General features: G+C 41.9%; 17 protein-coding genes. 13 read left to right on the top strand and 4 right to left on the bottom strand.

Features of this window, described 5'->3' with window-relative positions; genetic code table 11:
• Positions 1-7: 7 nt before the first annotated feature.
• The gene (locus tag I8748_RS12445) at positions 8-1,468 is read left to right on the top strand and encodes a glycosyl hydrolase family 57 (RefSeq protein WP_198124893.1); all 1,461 of its coding nucleotides are present in this window, start codon (positions 8-10) and stop codon (positions 1,466-1,468) included.
• A 301-nt stretch (positions 1,469-1,769) separates the two neighbouring features.
• Here the strand turns inward: I8748_RS12445 and I8748_RS12450 are convergent, their stop codons facing one another.
• A complete protein-coding gene (locus tag I8748_RS12450) occupies positions 1,770-2,876 on the bottom strand; it encodes a hypothetical protein (protein WP_198124894.1) in 1,107 nt (368 codons plus the stop codon).
• 237 nt (positions 2,877-3,113) lie between these two features.
• Positions 3,114-4,472 carry a sensor histidine kinase gene (locus tag I8748_RS12455; protein WP_198124895.1) on the bottom strand — a complete coding sequence of 453 codons (1,359 nt, stop codon included), beginning with the start codon at positions 4,470-4,472 and terminating at the stop codon, positions 3,114-3,116.
• Between the two features lie 678 nt (positions 4,473-5,150).
• Here I8748_RS12455 and I8748_RS12460 point away from each other — a divergent pair.
• The 4 genes from I8748_RS12460 (at position 5,151) to I8748_RS12475 (ending at position 10,815) form a co-directional block, all read left to right on the top strand.
• Positions 5,151-6,206 carry a permease gene (locus I8748_RS12460; RefSeq protein ID WP_198124896.1) on the top strand — a complete coding sequence of 352 codons (1,056 nt, stop codon included), beginning with the start codon at positions 5,151-5,153 and terminating at the stop codon, positions 6,204-6,206.
• An 86-nt stretch (positions 6,207-6,292) separates the two neighbouring features.
• Positions 6,293-7,060, top strand: coding sequence for a TIGR03943 family putative permease subunit (locus tag I8748_RS12465; protein WP_198124897.1), 768 nt, complete (start codon positions 6,293-6,295; stop codon positions 7,058-7,060).
• Positions 7,061-7,271: 211 nt separating this feature from the next.
• Positions 7,272-8,768, top strand: coding sequence for an Ig-like domain-containing protein (locus I8748_RS12470; RefSeq protein WP_198124898.1), 1,497 nt, complete (start codon positions 7,272-7,274; stop codon positions 8,766-8,768).
• Positions 8,769-9,234: 466 nt separating this feature from the next.
• Complete coding sequence (locus tag I8748_RS12475; protein WP_198124899.1) at positions 9,235-10,815, top strand: hypothetical protein; 1,581 nt, start codon at positions 9,235-9,237, stop codon at positions 10,813-10,815.
• Between the two features lie 190 nt (positions 10,816-11,005).
• Here I8748_RS12475 and I8748_RS12480 read toward each other — a convergent pair whose 3' ends face one another.
• Positions 11,006-13,156 carry an NAD(P)/FAD-dependent oxidoreductase gene (locus tag I8748_RS12480; protein ID WP_198124900.1) on the bottom strand — a complete coding sequence of 717 codons (2,151 nt, stop codon included), beginning with the start codon at positions 13,154-13,156 and terminating at the stop codon, positions 11,006-11,008.
• Between the two features lie 160 nt (positions 13,157-13,316).
• Here I8748_RS12480 and I8748_RS12485 point away from each other — a divergent pair, with 160 nt between their 5' ends.
• Positions 13,317-13,550, top strand: coding sequence for a hypothetical protein (locus I8748_RS12485; protein ID WP_198124901.1), 234 nt, complete (start codon positions 13,317-13,319; stop codon positions 13,548-13,550).
• Positions 13,551-14,047: 497 nt separating this feature from the next.
• Here the strand turns inward: I8748_RS12485 and cimA are convergent, their stop codons facing one another.
• The gene (gene cimA / locus I8748_RS12490; RefSeq protein ID WP_198124902.1) at positions 14,048-15,790 is read right to left on the bottom strand and encodes a citramalate synthase; all 1,743 of its coding nucleotides are present in this window, start codon (positions 15,788-15,790) and stop codon (positions 14,048-14,050) included.
• A gap of 72 nt (positions 15,791-15,862) precedes the next feature.
• On the opposite strand from cimA, the gene I8748_RS12495 reads away from it, so the two are divergent.
• The 7 genes from I8748_RS12495 (at position 15,863) to I8748_RS12525 (ending at position 22,445) form a co-directional block, all read left to right on the top strand.
• On the top strand, positions 15,863-16,186 hold the full coding sequence (locus I8748_RS12495) for a 2Fe-2S iron-sulfur cluster-binding protein (RefSeq protein WP_198124903.1): 324 nt from the start codon (positions 15,863-15,865) through the stop codon (positions 16,184-16,186).
• A 36-nt stretch (positions 16,187-16,222) separates the two neighbouring features.
• A complete protein-coding gene (locus I8748_RS12500; RefSeq protein ID WP_198124904.1) occupies positions 16,223-16,705 on the top strand; it encodes a hypothetical protein in 483 nt (160 codons plus the stop codon).
• Positions 16,706-16,840: 135 nt separating this feature from the next.
• A complete protein-coding gene (locus I8748_RS36270) occupies positions 16,841-17,248 on the top strand; it encodes an FAD-dependent oxidoreductase (RefSeq protein WP_198124905.1) in 408 nt (135 codons plus the stop codon).
• Positions 17,130-18,887: a thiazole synthase gene (locus tag I8748_RS36050; protein ID WP_198124906.1), complete on the top strand. Its 1,758-nt coding sequence runs from the start codon at positions 17,130-17,132 to the stop codon at positions 18,885-18,887. Before I8748_RS36270 ends, I8748_RS36050 begins: the two co-directional genes overlap by 119 nt.
• 160 nt (positions 18,888-19,047) lie before the next feature.
• On the top strand, positions 19,048-19,227 hold the full coding sequence (psb34, locus tag I8748_RS12515) for a photosystem II assembly protein Psb34 (RefSeq protein WP_198124907.1): 180 nt from the start codon (positions 19,048-19,050) through the stop codon (positions 19,225-19,227).
• A gap of 463 nt (positions 19,228-19,690) precedes the next feature.
• The gene (locus tag I8748_RS12520) at positions 19,691-21,904 is read left to right on the top strand and encodes a tetratricopeptide repeat protein (RefSeq protein WP_198124929.1); all 2,214 of its coding nucleotides are present in this window, start codon (positions 19,691-19,693) and stop codon (positions 21,902-21,904) included.
• Positions 21,905-22,214: 310 nt separating this feature from the next.
• The gene (locus I8748_RS12525; protein ID WP_198124908.1) at positions 22,215-22,445 is read left to right on the top strand and encodes a hypothetical protein; all 231 of its coding nucleotides are present in this window, start codon (positions 22,215-22,217) and stop codon (positions 22,443-22,445) included.
• Positions 22,446-22,540 lie beyond the last annotated feature (95 nt).

Here is a 22,540-nt window from a genome sequence, read left to right on the forward strand (position 1 = left end):
ATCCTTCATGCTGTCCTTACCTACCACAGATTTACCAGAAATTATTGATGGCTTGCCAAATATTACTGGATACGAGAAAGAAGTTCTTGCTGTCGTCAACCATGATGAACCTATATTCTTACCCTCCACCAATATTAAGTTAGAGGATGTGAAGGCAGTATTTGCGATCGCTTTGCACATGCATCAACCAACTATACCTGCTGGACATGATGGTTCACTCATTAGCAATCTGCAATATATGTTTGAACATCCTCATGAAGGAGATAACCACAACGCAGGGCCATTTGCATACTGTTACAGCCGCATGGGGGACTTTATTCCCGAACTCGTAAATCAAGGCTGCAACCCCCGTGTGATGTTGGATTATTCTGGCAATCTTTTGTGGGGACTCAGGCAAATGGGACGCAACGACATCATAGATAACCTTAAACGTATCACTTGCGATTCTACCTATCAACCTTATGTCGAGTGGTTGGGTACAATGTGGAGTCATGCAGTTGTGCCTTCGACGCCCATACCAGATATTAAATTGCATATCTTAGCATGGCAACACCATTTTGCAGCTATGTTTGGTTGGTCAGCATTGGCGCGAGTTAAAGGGTTTTCTCCACCAGAAATGCATTTACCAAATCACCCTGATACTTTATTTGAATTTGTCAAAGCGCTCAAAGAATGTGGATATCGCTGGCTACTTGTACAGGAACATTCTGTAGAAACAATTAACGGTGAATCTCTAACTTACAGACATTTACCACATCGTTTAATTGCTCGTAATTCCCAAGGTGAAACAATTAGCATCACAGCCTTGATTAAAACTCAAGGTTCAGATACTAAATTAGTTGGTCAAATGCAGCCTTATTATGAAGCTAAAACTCTATCAAAACAAAAATTAGGTAGTGTATTTGTACCACCAATAGTCAGCCAAATTGGAGATGGTGAAAATGGTGGCGTCATGATGAATGAATTTCCTCAAGCTTTCAAACAAGCTTGGTGGGATATGGTGCATCATGGAGGAGGGAAATCTGGCGTTGTCGGAATGTGTGGTACAGAATATTTAGAATTAATAGAAGCTGCTGGTTGTAAGCCTGAAGATTATCCAACTTGCCAGCCAGTAGGGCAACATCAACTTTGGCAGCGAGTTTCACCTGAAAATTCTCAACCTGAAGCTGTAGAGAAAGCCATTCAAGAATTAAAGCAAATTAATCCCAATTTTCATATGGATGGAGCTTCATGGACGAATCATATTAGTTGGGTACAAGGATATAAAAATGTTTTATCACCAATGAATAAACTCAGTAATTTATTTCATCAACAAGTTGATAATTTACTGGCCACTAATTCATCTGAATACCGCAATTTACTATTACATAATCTTTTGCTGCAAACAAGCTGTTTTCGTTATTGGGGACAAGGCACTTGGACGGAATACGCACGAGAAATTTACCAACGTGGCGAAAAATTGCTGTAAGAGATTATTTATAAAGTTACTATTAAGTAGTAGCGCGACCGGGCTAAAATAGTGCATTAGATGTAGCAGAAAACGTTGATATACCTCAATTTCCTCAAAAATCTATTGCATTAATTTAGCCTTGCCACGCCACTACAGTTCTGTTATCAGTCATCAGTCATCATTAGACCTCTTGCAAAAGTCGTTCTTAGCGCTCTTTTCTTTGCGTCTACCCTGCGGGAACGCCTGACGGCGAATGCGACTTTGGGTGAGCCAAAAAAAGATTTATGCAAGAAGTCTATTCAACAGCCTTATTTTGTCTCTACAAACCAAGTTCACCAAATACCTCTGGAGAAAACATTTGGCATAATGATTGGAAATATGGCATTAAAGCATTAGCTTGTAGAGGAGTTAGACGAGCGTTGATTTCTTGCCCTAGCAAATTTAGCATATGGCGAATTAGTTCCCATTGTACTTTTAATGGTGGATAAAGCATTACACATAAGGGAAATAACTCTTGTTGAACAGCAACAATGCTTCCTTCTAAAGCACATACCCACAAATATACTTGAAACATCTCTACATCTCGAATGCTAGAGATTTTAACTAATGAATCACTCAAATTACCAGATATAGAATGATAATTTGGATAATGTTCAATTACATTTTGACAAATGTTCTTAGCAATTTCTGTACTAACTAACAATAGCTCTCGTACTGCTGATAAAACTGTTGAATTATAATCATGGTTAGCCGCTGCATCATAAGCACGTTGCAGTGGCATATATAGATGGTCATCAATCACTTTAAAATATGCACCAACCAGCGATCGCTCTACAGACTCAAGGGGTTGTGTGAGCAGTTGGCTAGTATAATGAAACTGCATATTCACAAAGCCAATAACTCTAGGGTCAACATTTGTATATTTCTTTCTTATTGCTCCTATATCTGCACCAATTACCCTTACCAATTGATTAGGAGCCGCTTGTTCGGTGTAAACTTCTAATGCTTTTTCATCAAGTAAATTATCTTTCTGAGATAGCTTCATTACAAAAGATAAGGGACGCAATGCTGCTTGCTGGGTATATACATCCAAAGCTTTTTGGTAAATCTTAAAAGAATCTGCCGCAATTTCCCACGGATCAATCATACTAGGGTCTATGCGATGTCGCTTGAGTTGAGCCGATAGCAGCGCCTCTGTTTTGTTCCAAGCTATGGCACTAACACTCCGTAAAGATCCCATGATTTTTTGAGCAGTTCTCTCTCGTCCTTGTTGTGATACTATCTCTGACAAATTCAGCCTGTCATAACTCTCTTTATCGCTAGTATCAACCTGGAGGTTCTGTAAATATTTTTTAGCCCATTGCTGTGCTAAACATTCAACATCTCTGTGATTTTCTATATCTGAAACCTCTTGCATCGCAGACATTATTTATTACCTTAGTACTGTCTAGCAAATCTTGCATACCTTAATTATTTATAATAAGCCAATTATTTGAAAAAAAATAACTTTAAATTAACTTTATGGAAAACCTTGAAATATCTAAATTTTTACTAAAATGCAAATATTTAATTATCAGTATATTTCAGATTGCCAAAAGCTAAAAAAATATATATGTGAAGATTAGCTAAATATTAAAGATGTAGACTAGATGTTTATACTGAATCATACCAAAGGCAATAGGATTTCAAATTCTGTGCCTATACCCAGTTGTGAATTTAAATTTAATTTACCGCCATGCCTTGCAGTTATTATTCGATAGCTGACTGCCAAACTAGTTTCTTTATCAGCTCGTTTTTCTACAGAGAAAGATTCTAGGATTTGCTGTTGAGATGCATGAGACATCCCTGAACCATTATCAGCAATGCAAATGGAAACCCAGCGGGAATCTGGTGCATTTGGTCTGGTTGCTTCTTGAGAAATTACTAATGTCGTAATTTTAATTCTAGGTTTATCAGCAGTTTTAGTAGATTCTGGGTGAAGTTGCTGTCGTGCGGCTTCATCAAGTAAAGTATCAGTAGCTTGAATCAAAATATTCATAAATACTTGGTTTAATTGCCCCATAAAACAAGAGACTGGTGGCAATTTACCATAATTTTTAATAATTTCAATTTCTCCTTTCAAACGGCTTTTAATCAAGAGAATAATATTATCTAAACAAGCATGTAAATCTACTGGTTTGGGATAAATTTCATCAATGTGACAGAAATTTTGTAAACTAGTGACAAGTTTCTTTAACCTTTCTGCACCAGTGCGGATACTGGTAAGCACCTTTGATAAATCTTGTTCTAAAAAATCAAATTCAATTTCTTCTTTCAGTTGATTGATTGCTTCTGATGTATGAGGTAAGCCTTGTTCGTAAGCTGCTATTAACTTGAGTAAATCTTGGCTGTAATTAGATACATAAGTTAAGTTACCCCAAATAAACCCCACTGGGTCTAAAATTTCGTGGGCTACTCCATCCACTAACCGCCCCAAATTCGCCATCTTATCATTTTGAATCATTTGAGCTTGACTGCGTTCATACCGTACCTGAGTTTCTATTCCTTGAATTTGCCAAGAAGCAAGATTCAAGTCATGCATATCTAATAATTTGTAAGTATTAGCAACTGTTTGCACTACAATTGGTTCTGCCAACAATTCCGGCGATCGCCTCAGTGTTTGTTGCATCGCTGCCAAAATCGATGTTGTATCAGGAAGCAGCAAAATAGCTGTCCGCGCATAGTTGTAGAGAACACCCAAATTTTCTTGGTTGAATAATTCTTGTCCATGGGGGCGAATCAGAAATTCCAACAGTCGCCGCCGCGAAATCATACCTATGAATTTTCCATCTTCCATCAGGATTGCGCCCGGTAGCAGTGGGTATTTTTCAAAATAATTAGCAACTTCCGCACCAGTACAACTAATTTCCACATGAAAATCGTACATTGGCAGTTCTTGGAGGGTTGATTCCAAACCGAGATCGCGATCGCTACCAAAAGACAAAACCGGCGGTAATATTGAAGAACTAAATTCTTGTAGCACTGTAGACCCTGATGTATAAAAAAACTAAGAAACGGTAACTTAATATTTTAGCCTCTGCCAGCTTGTATGCAAGTCAGAGAAGGAGAAGATGGGGAGATGAAGGAGACAATTGATCATTGATGACTGATGACTGATGACTGAAGATAGGGAAAACAACTACTGTTCACTGACAACTGACAACTGACAACTAACGATATTTATTTTGCTTTGGGCTTGCAGTTTCAATGTTTTTGTAGTAAAAAACAACCAAAGCTCATATTCAATTTGGCAGAAATAGCTAAAATCATGAATGTTAGCAACCAATAGCGATCCCTGGATGTTTAAAAACTATGAACTGTTTGTAAAAATATATCGAAGATAACACACTAGTCTGCCGATTTACAGCGGGTATAAATATTATTTAATTGTAAGTCATGCAACTATATGGTTATACCGTTAACATGGAACAATTCTGGCAATCAAACAATCTTCAAAATAGTTATCATCTGTAGATGCACTTAGGTAAAATAGCAATCCATGACTTGCTGGCGCTGATTAAGGTCTAAGCATGACTACAAACCGAGTACGAATTTGCTGTTTCAATAAAGCTAAAGTGTCCATACATGCTTTTGATCCCCATTTCGATAGAATGACTAGGCATATACAAAAAACTCTAAAACGCTTTTGACTGCGAGGCCCATGAATCAACTGAACAATGGTTTCACTATATTTCTGAGTCTGCTAGTCGAGGCGATGCCGTTTTTGCTTCTGGGAGTTTTATTATCTAGCTTGCTGCTGTTGTTTATCGATGAGCGCAAACTAGTAGACAGAATGCCCAAGAATCCGCTATTAGGTGCTTTAGTGGGCAGTATGATCGGCTTTTTGTTTCCGGTGTGTGAGTGTGGCAATGTGCCGGTAGCGCGGCGGTTAATGATGCAGGGCGTACCCACACCTGTGGCAATTGGTTTTTTGCTGGCAGCACCAACGATTAACCCAATTGTGATTTGGGCAACTTGGACGGCATTTCGAGATCAGCCAGAAATAGTAGTTCTGCGAGTGGTATTTTCGCTATTAATTGCCACCATTGTTGGTTTTGTTTTCAGTTTTCAAAAAGATTTAATTCCCATCGTTCAACCTGCGATCGCTCGATATTACAAGTTTAATCCCCCAGCCCAGCTGCAAAACAAACGTCGTGGTAAACATTCCCAAGTCCAACAGGAAACTAATGCACCCAATTTATTGCAATCGGGGACTTATATTTTAGGAGGAAAAGCAGGTTTACCTACAAAGATGGACGATAATTTATTACAGGAAAATACTGCTACCTCCAACTACGGTAAACCTTTAGCAGCTAAACTGCGTCTGTTGATGGATAATATCATCCAAGAATTACGCGAATTGGGGGGTGTAATGGTTTTAGGAAGTGCGATCGCTGCTGTTATTCAAATCCTAGCTCCCCGTGAATTAATTCTCAGTCTAGGTGCTGGCCCCATTACCTCAATTGTGGTTATGTTGATATTAGCAGTAGTGGTGTCAATTTGTTCCACAGTTGATTCTTTCTTTGCTTTATCTTTTGCTTCAGCCTTCAGCAGTGGGTCATTGTTAGCATTTCTCGTGTTTGGCCCAATGATTGACATCAAAAGTGTGGGATTGATGTTATCTATCTTTAAACCCAGGACTATCTTTTACTTATTTGCATTAGCAGCACAATTAACATTTTTGTTTACTCTTTTTTTGAACTTACATGTATTTTGAAAATTGTCAGTTGTTAGTAGTCATCTGTTAGTTGTTCTTGACCACTGACTACTAAAGACTGACTACTGGCCATTGACCATTTACCAATGACTCCTAAAAATTTGAAACCTAAAATCCCAAATCTTTTACCTTGGCTAGATATCTTAGCAATTACAGCCTGGGGAATTTTGCTGTTGAGATATTGGCTGACGGGCAAGTTGAATCTGTTGATTCACCCAAATTACTTTTGGTTAGTGATAGTTACTGGAATTAGCTTAATATTTGTTGGTTTCTTGAAAGCACAAGAACTTTATCGGTGGCGTCGCCGTGATCTTGTGCCAAATACCCAGCATATAAGTTTATTTGCCCCTGGTTGGGGTAGTGCCTTGCTGTTAAACGCAGCAATTTTGGGTTTCATCATTACACCGCAAGTTTTTGCCAGTGATAAAGCACTCAAGCAAGATGTAAGTGACTTAGTGGCAAACATACGCATTAAACCCCAAGCATTTCGGGCTTCTGTGCGACCAGAAGAGCGATCGCTTGTAGACTGGGTACGTACACTCAGCGTCTATCCAGAACCAGACTCATATACAGGACAAAAAGTCAAAGTTCAGGGATTTGTACTTCATCCACCAGATTTAGCAAAAGAATATTTATTTTTAGCGCGATTTGTCCTATCTTGCTGTGCAGCAGACGCGTACCCCGTAGGATTGCCAGTTAAACTACCAAATAATCAACAGCAGTACGCTGCTGATAGTTGGCTGGAAGTCGAAGGACAAATGACAACAGAAAATTTAGCAGGTAAACGCCAACTTACCATTGCCGCCACCTCTATCAAAAACATTCCTCAACCGCAGAATCCTTATAGCTATTAGTCAGTTGTCAGTAGTCAATGGCAAAAAATAACTGACAACTGACAACTGACAACTGACCCTTCGGGTGACGCTCGAAGACTCGCTACCGCTGCGCTAACGGCAGTTGCTTCAAGTCGGCAAAGCCGACGACACTTGCTTCAACGCTCTTAACCCGCGCAACGCAGTGTCTCCCCAACGCACAGCCTCACAACTGACAACTGACAACTGACAAATGACAAAATCTAAAACATTTATTCAACCACTAGATCGTGTAGCGATCGCACTCATGCTGCTGCTGAGTCTGCTGATTGGGTTGATCATATTGCAAGGTGATGTCGTCATGGCATCTGTCCGCGATTTTACTTGGCAAAATCAACAAATTGGGGCAGATGATACTTCCTTCACCCTCACCTTTAGCCGCCCAATGGACACAAAAAGCGTAGAGGAGAATTTGAAAATCGAACCACCTCTAGCAGGTAAAGTCAGTTGGGCAGGGCGACGTATGGTTTATACCCTAATCACACCAGCACCCTACGGCACAAATTATAAAGTGCAGTTACAGAAAGCAAAAGATAAGTTTTCTGAACAAGAAGGTAAAAATAGGTTAATACAGCCTTTTACAGGTAATTTTAGTAGCCGCGATCGCGTTATTACTTATATAGGAGCTGATCGAGAAGACCAAGGAAAATTAGTACTCTACAACTTGACAAAAGAACAAAAAAGAGTAATTAGCCCCAAAGACCTAATTGTTATGGATTTTAAGCCATTTCCAAAAGGGGATAAAATCTTATTTTCTGCTCGCAACTCAAACAGCCAAGACTTACTTTCAGCCCAGTTGTACACAGCCACAACAGGCGTTCCTGTTCAATCTGGAACACAACCAGAACCAGCAGGCAGAATAGACCTGATTTTAGATAATAAAGACTATCAAAACCTGAAATTTGACTTATCCCCAGATGGAGAAACTATTGTTATCCAACGGGGAAATAAAGCTAATCCTGGTGACTTTGGCTTGTGGTTTATGCCAGCAACCAGCGACAAATCAGGCAAAAATACTGTTCCTCAACGTCTGAAAAGTCAACCAGGGGGAGACTTTATGATTACTCCCGATAGTAAGGCTGTAGCAGTTGCCCAAGGGCAAGGAGCAGCAATACTTCCACTACAAGGCGACGCCAATAAACCCCTAGATTTTCTACCGCAGTTTGGGCTAGTGCAAGCTTTCTCTAAAGACGGCTCCCAAGCGGCAATGGTCAAGTTTAATACAGATTACACACGAGATTTGTTTTTAGTGACCAACCAAGGCATCCAAAAGCAACTATTAAAAACAACAGGCTCCATTATCGACTGCCAATTTGATCCCGCCTTACCTACCCTCTACTGCTTGCTGACACAATTAATGTCCAAAGCAGAATACGTAGAACAACCCTATTTAGTGGCAATTAACCTCAAAACTGGAGAACAAAAACCTCTACTGTTACTACCCATCGACCAGCGGAATGTGCAAATGAGCTTATCGCCCGATGGTTTGGGCTTATTATTTGACCAAATAATGGCACAAACAAATGATACTGCATCATCTGCAAACCCATTAACAACCGATGACGGAGAAGCGATCGCTAGTAGTAGCCTCTGGTTAATGCCTGTATTGCCTATTTCTGACACTGCCATTAACACAATTAAACCAGAAAAGCTTCCTCTAGTTGGATTCCATCCCCGTTGGCTGCCTTAAAAGAGTCAGGAGTTAGTTGTCAGTTGTCAGTTGTCATTTGTTAAGACTCTCCCCAATGCCCCATGCCCAATTCCCAATTCCCAAAATTAGTTTTTTTTAGAGCAAAGTGTTTGTTAAATTGTATACGGTGCTAATATTTCTCTAGCGCGTTAATTAAAATCAGGAAGCCACTACCAAATAAATGTTTACCAAAGCAAAGCTGGATAAAACCTTTGCTTGGCATATGTACTAAAGCCTGCACCTTGGTAGCATTTGAACTAAAAACCCCCGCCATTCCTCAGGTTGACGGGGGATAACATCATAATGTTATAACGTCATCAGGTCTAGATGCAAAATGGGGAACACTGACTGATTACTCATGTTTAGGGAGAGTCCAACTTGGCTTCTAGAGTAAACCCTGATCGGACACATCAACAATACTCAAGCTAGCACTGCTAGACATTTTTAAGTGGGTGGGTCAAGAGTGATGAATGAAGCTGACACCTCAAACAACAGGGCTGTGATGGAATCCCTAAATTCTGCTAATTCGCTACAACCAGAGCAGGCAAGCTGTCCATTTTACTCTGTCGTGCCTTCTGAAAACATGGCAATTGGCAAATTGCCACTACTCAAACCGGCAGAAGATGAACAGCACCAAATGCCAACTTCCATATCCCCAACGGAATCAACCCAGGAAGACTGGGTTGCTGAGCCTGACAACGAAAAAGAAGCACTTATAGATGCTGAATTTCAAAAGTTGTTGGTATTGAATGAGGAATTGCGTGCTGCTAACGACGACTTGTATCAGCAAATTGAGCATCTTAAAGATGAGCTAGCTGAGTCAACAAAGGCTTTGGAGTGGCAAAAAAGACGCTCCAGTGTTACCGAGTCGATGCTCAACCAACAAACTCAAGAACTAGCCGCAGCTACCGAACAAATCCAATCTCTATTTCAGCAGTTAGAAACAGCGGTACAAACAGTTCAACGCCAAGAAATATTTATCGAAACTTATAAAGCACAGTTACAAATTAGCCAACAGCGCCTTGCCCAGTTAGAACGGGAATGTGCCCTACTGCAAACTAATTATAATGAACAGTCTCAGCAGGTATTGCAATCAGAAAATGCTTGTCGAGAGTTACGTACTAGACTGATGCGACAACAACGTCAAACGCTGCAATTTAAGGCAGCTTTGGAAAAATGTCTAGATACAACTGTTCCTAGCTATGATTCCCCGGACGAGACAGCAAGTAGTACCTCTCACACAGCCAGCCACCAAACAAGATTTTCTAAAAAAGCTCGGTCTTTATTTCCCAACGTGCAACCCATCAGACCTTGGTCAGCAGAACCAGAATCCATAAATAATAATATCGATTATCCTTGGGGTAAATCGTCAGCACCTCCATACAGAAGTAATTACTCTGCTCCTACATCATCTCCTTGGAACTGGTCAATTCAAGAAGATACACCCCATAACTCTCAACCAGAGGCCTCACCTGAAATTGATAATTCTCCCACGCCACCAGAAACTACTTCCTCTGTGGGTTCATCAAAACTAGATGAGCAGATAGATAGTCTCATTCAAATGTTTTTCACCTCCCAACCTGTATCTGCATCACCATCACCAACTGCTGGGGAAACAGATATAAACAGCAATCAGATTGATGATTCTGTGTGGGAAACTTGGGCAACAACCCTTGAAGATAACGAGTCAACAGAAACTTCACAAGAATTGCAATTGCAATCATCCCAAGCAGAAGTCGAGCTATCTACAACTTTTTCTAATTCATTGCCAGAAGATTTCACACCTTTACAAGTCAATTACTCACCTGTATCCTTCACCTTACCTTTGACCAAGACTACTGCTGAAGAACCAGAGAATGATTTCTCACAAACCTCTCCATTGAATCAAGCAGAATTATCAGAGACTGATGTGTTACAACAGCCATTTGATAATTCTACCTATGAGACTCAATCGCCTTCACCAGTAGTTTATCCAGAGCGTCCACCCAAGAAACGCACATCCTTGGCATCGGTGGAACTGCCGAATTTCCGTCCTAATGGTCAATAGTCAGTTGTCAGTTGTTAGTTGTTATACCAAATTGAAAAATGATTGCAACAGATTGATTCGCAAAACCTGTACCCACAATACGACTCACAATCCAAAATCCCAAATCCAAAATGGTATTAGTTGTCAGTTGTTTCTGGTTTTCTACTGACTATTGACCAGTAACTAATAACCACTGACCACTGACCACTGACTACTGACCACTGACTACTGACTCTTGAATCATTGCTTCTGAGTTGACTGTTGTTAACTGATTTGGCGATCGCGGCTTACCTGTTGTGATAGCGTAGCGAATAGCCAGTAGTCGCAACCATAATGCCGGATAGCGGGGTTCCAACCAAGGGCCTATTCGTACCAATAAACGCGGGAACCATCCACTTAGCAAGGCACTAACTAGGGCATGACGACCAAAGTTAAAATAATTACCTAGCCACCTGAGCAAATCTTTGAAACCAGCGAGTTGCCAAATCCATAAAAGTAAGGCAGGATTTTTGCGAGCTGCTTTGAGTGCTAGACGGTTAAAGGTTAACCAATCACACCTATCTTTAATAAAGTTATCTGCTACCTCTGGTGGTTCGTCTGCCAACAGCCCAAAGAAGGTATTGAGCATAGAATTAATCCGTTGGGGTGGTATAAATTTCCCAGTCGGTACCATCATGCCTTTGGAAAATAGCCAAGTTACCGCAACATTGCTTTGGTAAGCGCGAATGCGGTTTAAGTTTGCAAAACTCAGCAAGTCATGCTTGAGGGCAATATTTAATAATGTTGTTAAACGTTCTAAGTTGCGAACCAAAGAACCAAAACCTGTGAACACGAGGGGAGACTGAAGAGATGCAGCATCACCGATCGCAATCAATCTATCAAAAGCAACGGTGCGATCGCTACTGCTGACACTAAAATGTCCCGGAATATATCCAAATGTCGGCTTTTTCCACACCAACTGATCCATATCGCAGCGGCGATACTCTGGCAAAATTGTGAAAAAGTCTTCATACATTTCCAGCAAGGAACCGGGATTTTGAGCATTGACTTGGTGATAGTGAAATAGATAAATTGTCAGTTCTTCACCCACTCCCGGAAACAATTCCCAAATCAACTGCCTTCCCCGTGAAATATCGCCGTGACTGTAAAGCACGTCTCCATACTGAGAGTCCCAAACTCCTGGCTCAAATCCACCTTCAATTACCGCCCCCACTGTCGGACATACACTATCAAACGCACGACCACCATTTAATTGCCAAGCTATTGGGGAAGCAGTTCCCATTGCATCTACTAATAGTCGCCCAGTGACTTGTTGCTCATTTCCACTAGGTAAATGCTTGACAGTAACAACAACCTGTGTATTATTAATATCGGCACGAATAAATTCTGTTTCATCCCAGATTTCACCACCTGCCGCCTGCAACTTTTGTCCGCACAGTTGCAGCCATTTATCAGATTCTAAGGCTAAATTCAAGACTGTGGGTGTGTGTAAGATGGGCGATCGCAATTTGGGTGGATTATTGCCATCAAAAAACTTATTAAATCCATCTTTATACTCTCTACCAATCACGGTTTCCAACTCAGCAGTTGTCACCAAACCCAGATTGACTAAGCTTTGAATTTCATCACGAGAAATATTCCATTCCCGATTCATTCGCCCAAACGGCAAGCGCTCCACCAATAGCACTTTATATCCCAGTTTAGCCATCACTGCCGCATGGATTGCACCTAATGCCCCACCGATGTAGATCAGGTCGTAGGTGGGAGATGAGGGGGATGGGGATGTTATTTTCCTGCCTTCCTCATCTCCCCCTGCTCCCCTGCTTCTCTGCTCCCCTGCTCCTCTGCTCTGTGAAAACACAACTTGGCGGGGTTGCCGAGGATTACGCACTCCTTCGCGCCATCTTTGCTCCCACCAATAGGCGCGTTTGAGGTCATATTCACCGTTAGGCATTTTTTGAAAATATTTAACGGTTAGCGGGTAATAGGGTGCTAGGGCCTCAAAAATCGATTGACTAGAATCAATCTGTGGTGGTTCTGGGTAATTATGCCCAAAGCGTTTTCTAATTTCCTTAGTCAGGCGTTGTAGGATTTGTGCTTCTCCAGGAAAGGGTTGATTTCCCCAACGGAACACTTTCAGATAAGTGGTGCGCTGCACTGACCAGACAAAGACAGAAAGTTCTGTCGGTAAATTTTCGGAAATAGCCGCGTCAGCAGTTGTAGCCTCAGTAGATATTCTCAGACGAAAGCCATCTGATGTCAGTATTTTTTGACCATTTCCTGGTTCAAAATCTGCTTGTAGCCAGATGCGGACAACCGAAATATCTGGAATTGGAACTTCTAAATATAGTATTTCTTTCATGTTTTGCTGACATCTCCAAGCAATCTACTCACAAAGACAGATTTTAAAAAGGGAGAAATTACGGTAAACTCCGCCCTATTAGTTGAGTAAAGATTCAGTAAAGAATTTTTAAGAGTTTCTCAAATTTATTGTTCATTTTGAATTTCTGTAAACCCACGCCATGAATTATCCCATCCCAGGCAGTCCCCAAGAAATTTTTGACCTACAACAACAGCCGATTGATGAAGAATTAGTTGCCTCAGCGATCGCTGGAGTTGTTAAGATTGTCCGTTCTCAGGGACAATCTTTAGAGGAATTAACTGCTCAAGTACTGGCAGATGACACATTGCTAGATCGACAACAAAGACGCTGGCTAAGTCAATTGGTCGCCCAAGCGTGGGAAAGTTTTCCATAAAAAGAGGCGCAATAAAAACGTTACTTACGTATCTAGTTATTTTTACTGAACAACTGTACTATCTCTCGGAAATTTTGGCTGAAATTGCGTGAGCGAAGCTGTGAAGCAGCGCTCTTGGTAGGGTTAGCCCAACCCAAGCGACTGCTAAACCCATTCACTCTCTAACGTTCCCGTTTGCAGAGTGCGTCTTTGAAGAAGAAGAGTAGGGCTTGTCGGTACAAATCTTGCATCTGACCCTGAGTACGCCTTGAACTTAAGTTCAAGGCTTATAGCTAAAGTCCGTTTTAACGGAATGAAATTTATTTTAGTAAGCTAATCGCAAACTCAGCTTTGAGCCAAGAAATTTATTTCTTGGCGGTAAATTGGGCAGGTGCAAGATTTGAGACAATCAACATCTGTTTCGCATTGGCAAGTATAAGGAACTGTGGACTGAGCAATGGAGCAGGGGAGATTGGGGGAAAAATTCTTCCCAATTCCCAATTCCCAATTCCCAATCCCTAATCCCCAATCCCTTTTACTGCTACTTCCGCTTGGGAATGTAACAACAAACCATATTCCAAACCTTCGACAACTGCTTGATAGGAGGCTGCCAGAATGTTGGTGGAAACTCCTACAGTTGTCCAGCGTTGATAACCATTGCCTGATTCTGCCAGCACGCGGGTTTTCGCTGCTGTGCCCGTATGACCGTCTAAAATCCGCACTTTGTAATCTGTCAATTCAAAAGTGCCGATTTGCGGATAAAAATTCACTAAAGCCTTGCGTAACGCTGCATCCAAAGCTGCAACTGGGCCGTTACCTTCGGCTGCTTCCAAAATATTCTTGCCGTTGACAGCTACTTTGACTGTAGCTAAGGCGTTGTTAGTTTCTTTGCCCTCAACCAAGTCACAGTGAACTTGAAAGCCTTTGATTTCAAAGAACTCTTGACGCCCACCCAAAGCTTCATACATCAATAGGGCAAAACTCGCCTCTGCTGCTTCAAATTGATATCCTTCACTCTCCAAGTCTTTGAGGCGCTGGAGAATTTGCCGAGCTTCTGGCGTTTCCTTGTCCAGTTCAATGCCAAAAGTACGGGCTTTCGCTAAAACATTACTGAGTCCAGACTGTTCAGAAATGACGATGCGGCGACGATTACCCACTTGTTCTGGTTTGATGTGTTCATAAGTCAGAGGATTACGTTCCACTGCTGAGACATGAATACCGCCTTTATGAGCAAATGCGGAACGTCCCACAAAAGGGGCATGTTCGTCAGGAGCGAGGTTTACCACCTCACTCACAAAGCGACTAACTTCTGTAAGTTGATTTAGCTGGTGTTCTCCGATACAACTGTAACCCAGCTTCAGTTGTAGATTGGGAATCAATGAGCAAAGGTTAGCATTACCACAACGTTCACCATAACCATTGATTGTACCTTGTACCATCCTTGCCCCTGCCATCACAGCAGCTAGGGCATTGGCTACCGCAGTATCTGAATCGTTATGAGTGTGGATTCCGATTTGGGGAATTGGAAATGGGGAATTGGGAATTGGGAATTGGGAATTGGGAATTGGTGAATGGGTAGATTCTTTCCCAGTCCCCGATACCCAGTCCCCGATACCCAGTCCCCGATACCCAGTCCCTGATACCCAGTCCCCAGTCACCTGCACTACATGTTGTACGATTTGGCTAACTTCGTGGGGTAATGTGCCGCCATTTGTATCACAAAGGACTAACCATTCAGCACCAGCTTTGAGGGCTGCCTCTAGTGTCTGCAAAGCATAATCTTGATTGTGCTTGTAACCATCAAACCAGTGTTCTGCATCGTAAATCACGCGACGCCCTTGGGAGCAAAAAAACTCGACAGTATCACGGATCATTGCCAAATTTTCTTCTAAAGTCGTTTTCAGACCTGTGGTGACATGTAAATCCCAAGATTTGCCAAAAATTGTTACCCAGCGAGTGCCCGCAGCGAGAATTGCTTGTAGCATCGGTTCGTCGGCGGCAGTAGTATTAGGGCGTCGAGTTGAACAAAAAGTCACAATTTCTGCAAGTTTTAGCGGATCTTCTTGGAGTTGCCAGAAAAACTGAACATCCTTAGGGTTGGCACCAGGCCAACCACCCTCAATGAAGGGAATCCCTAGTTGATCGAGTCTGCGAGCAATACGTAACTTGTCTTCTATAGAAACTGATAACCCTTCGCGCTGAGTGCCATCCCGTAACGTGGTGTCATAGAGCCAAATTTGAGGTGTGGGATTTGTGGTCATAAGACAGGGACTTTCGAGACAATTTTTAAGGCAATGTGCCAAGATACAACAAGCCAGTTTGGTAATCTAAAAATGCCCAAGATACTAGCTCAAGGTAAAACAATTGAGTGCGATCGCGGTGCCAATTTACGAAAAATTTTGCTGCAAAATGGTATTGACCTCTACAATGGCGGTGCTAAGGTAATAAACTGTCGAGGAATTGGCAGTTGTGGTACTTGTGCCGTCCAAGTAGAAGGTGAAGTCTCTGCGGCGAATTGGCGTGACAAAACGCGGCGATCGCTTCCTCCCCATTCTCCTACAAGAAACCTGCGTTTAGCCTGCCAAACTCAGGTTCTAGGCGATGTGACAGTGACAAAATTCGATGGATTTTGGGGTCAAGGTTCTCAAACAGTATAGAAGCCAAAAGGTTAGGTTACAAAGGAGCAAAACAAAATGGGTAGATGGACACCGTTAGTTTTAATGGCTGGAGGCTTAGCGATTTTGCTGGGTACGTTGCTAGGCATCAATTTTCCCATGGGAGGACAACAAAGTGCTAGTAACACTCCCAACGGCAGAAAATCACAAGTTCTCCCAGCTAATATCAATGTTAATAGCTCTGCTGGCAGCAGGACTAGGAGTAATAATACTGCAAGCGAAGGCAGAACTAGCATTGCCCAAGATAACCTCAACACCAGCAATGAAAACAGAACTAGCGCTAATGAAGACAGAACTAGCGCTAATGAAGACAGAACTAACGCTACTGAGGATAATAGCAGATCCACTGAGAATAGAACCAGTGTTGCTCAAAATAACACTGGCGATGATTCATCGTCATCTACTGAAAATACACCAGATTCCAAGACTACGGATGTGCAATCAACAGACACATCACCCCAGACAAATGAAGGCAATGAACCGATTCGAGCTTTGTGGTAATGGTTGCTAGTCGTTAGTAATAAGTTATTGGTTATGATTTATTAGTTATGTGCTAACAATAAATCGCTAATGAACGCCACTTGCTACAACTTTGGTATACAAAGTAACGCAGTGGCTCTTAATGGCTAATGACTAATGACTAATGAAATTTTAATTATTGGTGGCGGCGTTATTGGTTTAGCGATCGCCGTTGAACTGAAACTGCGCGGGGCAAATGTCACCGTGCTTTGCCGTGATTTTCAGGCTGCTGCCACTCATGCTGCTGCTGGCATGTTAGCACCAGATGCGGAGAAAATTACAGATGAAGCAATGCGCGCGTTGTGTTGGCGATCGCGTTCTCTATATCCAGACTGGACGCGCAAATTAGAAGATTTGACAGGTTTGAATAGTGGTTACTGGCCCTGTGGGATTTTAGCACCCATTGATGAAGAAAGCAGGGGAGCAGGGGAGCAGGGGAGCAGGGGAAGTCAGGAAAATAACATCCCCCTCATCTCCCTCATCCCCCCCATCTCCCTATCAATCACCTGCTTATTGGTTAGATAAAACCGCAATTCACCAATATCAGCCAGGATTGGGGGAAACAGTAGCTGGTGGCTGGTGGTATCCAGAAGATGCACAAGTTGACAATCAAGCATTAGCAAATTTACTTTGGACAGCGGCTGAGTCTGTTGGTGTTGAACTCAAAGACGGCATTCGAGTACAAGCATTTTTGCAGCAGCAGGGACAAGTAGTAGGTGTGCAAACCAATGCCGGAGTAATTCGCGCTGGTCACTATGTATTAGCCGCAGGTGCTTGGTCAAATGAATTACTACCTTTACCAGTGCGTCCTCGAAAAGGGCAAATGTTAAGCGTGCGAGTACCGGAATCTTTGTCAGAATTGCCTTTAATGCGGATTTTGTATGGGCAGAATATTTACATCGTTCCCAGACAAAATGGTGAAATAATCATTGGGGCTACTAGCGAAGATGTTAATTTTACACCCCACAACACCCCCGCAGGCATTCAAACATTACTCCAACAAGCCATTCGCCTATACCCCTCATTAGAGCATTATCCTATCCAGAAATTTTGGTGGGGATTTCGCCCAGCTACTCCTGATGAATTACCTATCCTTGGCACTAGCCACTGTAAAAATTTAACCTTAGCTACAGGTCATTACCGCAATGGTATATTGCTTGCACCTGTAACCGCAGCCTTGATTGCCGATTTGATTTGGGAACAAAAATCCGATCCTTTACTTTCCCACTTCCACTATTCCCGCTTCCACACTCAGCCATCTACCTCCACGTCCATGCTGACTCATTCTGCTAATTTCTCCAACGGGCATCACCCTGCTGTCTCTGTGGAGAACTTGCCACTCTCAATTCCCGACTCCCGACTCCCGACTCCCGACTCCCAACTTGTGATTGCCGGCAAAACTTTTCAATCTCGCTTGATGACGGGAACAGGCAAATATCGTAGCATTGAGGAAATGCAGCAAAGTGTAGTGGCTAGTGGTTGCCAGATTGTGACGGTGGCAGTGCGGCGGGTACAAACTAAAGCAGCCGGACACGAAGGTTTAGCTGAAGCACTTGATTGGACAAAAATCTGGATGCTACCGAATACAGCAGGTTGTCAAACCGCAGAAGAAGCGATTCGGGTTGCCCGTTTGGGAAGAGAAATGGCGAAATTATTAGGGCAAGAAGATAACAACTTCATCAAACTAGAAGTGATACCAGATTCTAAATATTTATTGCCCGATCCCATTGGCACATTGCAAGCCGCAGAACAACTTGTAAAAGAAGGTTTTGCAGTGTTGCCCTACATCAATGCTGACCCCATGTTAGCTAAGCACTTAGAAGATGTGGGCTGTGCGACAGTTATGCCTTTAGCTTCGCCTATTGGTTCAGGGCAAGGGCTGAAAACTACTGCTAATATCAAGATTATTATTGAAAATGCCAGTATCCCAGTGGTGGTAGATGCTGGCATTGGTTCGCCCTCACAAGCAGCACAGGCGATGGAATTAGGGGCAGATGCCTTATTAATTAATAGCGCGATCGCACTTGCCCAAAACCCCGCAGTCATGGCTCATGCCATGAATTTGGCAACAGTCGCTGGTCGTCTAGCATACCTTGCCGGCAGAATGCCTATCAAAGACTACGCAAGTGCCAGTTCACCACTCACTGGAACTATTACTAGTTAGGGAATGGGGAATGGGTAATGGGTAATGGGTCATGGGTAATAGTAAAAACCAATTCCCAATTCCCAATCCCCATAAATGTAACGATTTCGTTCCATAGTATGAGAGCATAGTATAAGATTTGTGTAACAATAAATAAACAAAAGGAATAAGGAATTACTTCATGCCCTACACAAACGAAGAAGGCGGCCTTCTAAATAATTTTGCCAAAGAACCAAAGGTTTATCGAGCAGAACCTCCTACAGATAGTGAAAAGCGTAACTATATTTTTATAGGAGTTGCTGCCACAGCTTTGGTTGGTGGCTTAATTTTTGTTGCCTTCTCGGTTTCCAATCTCAGCTGAAGATAAAATTTTTTAATAAAATTTAATTTTTTAGTGTTTCAGGTTTCCATTTTGCTGGGAACCTGGCTTTTCATTTTTTGTTAAAATGACAATATTAGAGTAATATTATATACTTTATTTCTGCTTAACCTGAGAAGCTCAATAAATCCTGAGTAAAGTAACATCCACTTGATGATAGTCATAGTGAGATTGTTATGTTTAGATGCGCCCTGTAATCCCAAATTGGTGTAGAAAAGCTAAAACATATCTAAGTTGCATAATCACTTGTAACGGTCGTTGACCGCTGACCAATGACAGTCAACAGTCAACATGATTAAATATGCAAGTTCAATATGTAACAGCTGACTATTATTTGAGATTTCTGGAACAGCCTTGTAATCAAGACTTTCAATCCAAAATCCAAAATCTAAAATCCAAAATTGATATCAGGGGATGTAAACTATGTCTTGGCTATTTAGCCGCCATGAGCGTGAATGATACTGCACACTCCAATAATTTCACTTGGAATCGACAAGTCTATCACCGTCTGAAACTCGCTCTAAGTCTTGACTTACGACGACAGATATTTTTGGCGGTGTGTGATGATTTACACTTGAGAAATCAAGTAGCAGCTCGTTTGCATTCTACTTTGGCTTATCCAGTTGGACAAGTACTATATCAGCCATCAGATGGACAGGCAACTAGCACTCCAGCCTATCCGCGATTAGTGACTTTGCGGTTGAATTTGAGCGAGCCTAATCTTATAGTTCAGATCAGTCAATGGTTAGCTAATTATCCACCACCAATTGTAGGGGCATCAAAAGATAGTCCTGGACGACCGTTGCCAATACCAGTATTTCAGATTGTAGGTGTAGAACAGCTAACCAAACAACCAGTAGCAGTACAGCGTTCATTTTTACACCATTTACGCTTAAGTGAGCAGTATTTCTCTAGCCCAGAATCTAACCGATTCCTTGAATCTAGCTTACTTTTGTGGGTATCGCGTCCTTGGTTATCTGCCATTCAGCAATCAGCCCCACAGTTTTGGCGTTGGCGTACTGGTGTGTTTGTGTTTGCCGGAGAACCCACACCGACAACACACAATGGAGATTATCCAGAACGTTTTTCCAGTTCTAGAAGTTTGGATTTAGGGAGTCTTGAGCAATCTATTTTAGAGGAATCAGTTAGTGAAGCAGAACTTCAAGGTACAGCTACCACAAAACTAGAGTTTGAGGATGAGTTCAACTTACCACCAGAAATACCAGCAAATCAAACTCTTAAAGCGCAAGAAACTATACCAACTACTTCAGAATTATTGCAGAGTAGTTTACAACAGCAGGAATATGCTGCTAGTAGATCAAGTGGGAATAACAACCCATGGCCACCATTGTCACATGTTAGCAAGGAGTTAACAGAGCTAGTAATAGCAACAATTAATACTAAGATTGCTGAAGAACCAGATGATGATTGGCAACCGCAACAAGTTTTATGGGAAATTGAGGAATTGCATTCACAGCAAGCCTCAGCCTCAGCACTGGCAGCAGCTTATCATCATTTGGGAAATTTATACCGCCTTCGCATTGAGCAAGGACAGTCAACTTTAGAAAATCTGATGGTGGCAATTCTTGCTTACCAAGAAGCGATCGCTTACGATGAAGCCTCACCACAATTACCAGATATTTTAAATGATTTAGGTACACTCTACTGGATGTTATACCGTACACCACAGGATTCAGAATCAGGACAAACTTATATAGAACAGGGAATTGAATTTTATCAGCTGGCTTTAAAGTCAATTTCACCACAGACCCACCCAGAAACTTATGCAAGAATACAAAATAATCTGGGAACAGCTTATGGTGATTTAGCTCGTTTTTCTAATCCAGCAGAAAATTGGCAGCAAGCAGTTTTAGCTTACAGTGAAGCATTGCGCTATCGTACAGTTGAAATGGACGCCTTAAAGTATGCTGCTTGCCAGAATAATTTAGGTACTGCTTATTGGCATTTGGCACAATACGATCAACCAATTGTGCATTTAAAACAGGCGATCGCATCCTACAATGAAGCCCTGGTTCACTACAACCCCCAACAAGAACCGCTCAAGTATGGCATGATTCAAAATAATATCGGCACTGCCTACTGGAATCTTGCCCAATACGAACAACCAGTGCAAAACCTGCGGCTAGCGATTGAAGTCTACCGCGAAGCCCTCAAATATCGCACCCCAGCCACTGTTCCCAATGCTTGCGCCGCTACACAAAATAATCTTGGTACAGCTTACTGGCATTTAGCTAACTTACCCCAAACAACTAAAGATGTGCGGCAAAAGTTGCTAAAGTTATGTATTGCTGCTTATGAAGAAGCCATTGCTTTGGCTCATTCTCTGAGCAGTAAACTTTTAAGTTTTGATTTATTTGCTACTCATAATAACTTGGGGCTAGCCCATTATCAGCTAGTAACGGATAATTCTTTTAGTGGCGATCAAGTCATGCGATCGCAACATCTCGAAGCAGCACTAGATAACCATTTGCAAGCCTTAAAAGGATTTAGTCAACAACCAGAGGCTTACCAAACAACTTTCACTTACATAGTGAAAACAATTCGGGCTTTCCACAGTGAATTAGGCATACAAGGACAAAATCTGGCTTTGTCCAAAGTACCAGGTCAGTTGTTACCAGAAATTCTGCCAAAATTGTAAGTCGTCGTTATAAACTGCATACACCAAAATTAATGAAAAATCTAGCGTTGCTGAATATGAGGATGAAAAATAAAAATTCAATCTTCCAAACTCTTATTCTCCGTGCCTCTGCCGACTTGAAGCAACTGGCGTCAAACTGCCCGTCACAAAGTCAGGACTTAACGTATGGGTTACGGAATAACGAACCACAGAGACACAGAGGACACGGAGTAATGAAGGTTTGAGAACTTTTTTGCGTCAGTCCTATTTTTGTTTGGCTTCTTGGGTTGGTTAGTATTTGTGTATGTCAAATTTAGTGTATTAACATGATATGACTATAACAATCAAAAAAGGCAACAGAGTTGTCGTCGAATTTCCTGATAGCGCACTTGCTTCTGTAATTAATGTAGCAGCTGCAATCTTACAAAAATATCCAAAAACCCAAACTATCTTGTTTACTTTTGGCAATAGTAAGTTTCAGTTGTTTCATGTAGTTGAGAACATACCTACTCTGGAAATGATGACACTCTACAAAGGCCCTGATCGTCGATACTCAATTTAGTATAATTGCCCGCTACTATGGCGGGCATATCTATTATGCGGCTTCGTAAACAAAGAGCATTGAAACAGTTGGGAGATGCCATCGCAACTGCACTC

The sequence above is a fragment of the Amazonocrinis nigriterrae CENA67 genome, assembly GCF_016056305.1.
GTDB classification, from domain to species: Bacteria; Cyanobacteriota; Cyanobacteriia; order Cyanobacteriales; family Nostocaceae; genus Amazonocrinis; species Amazonocrinis nigriterrae.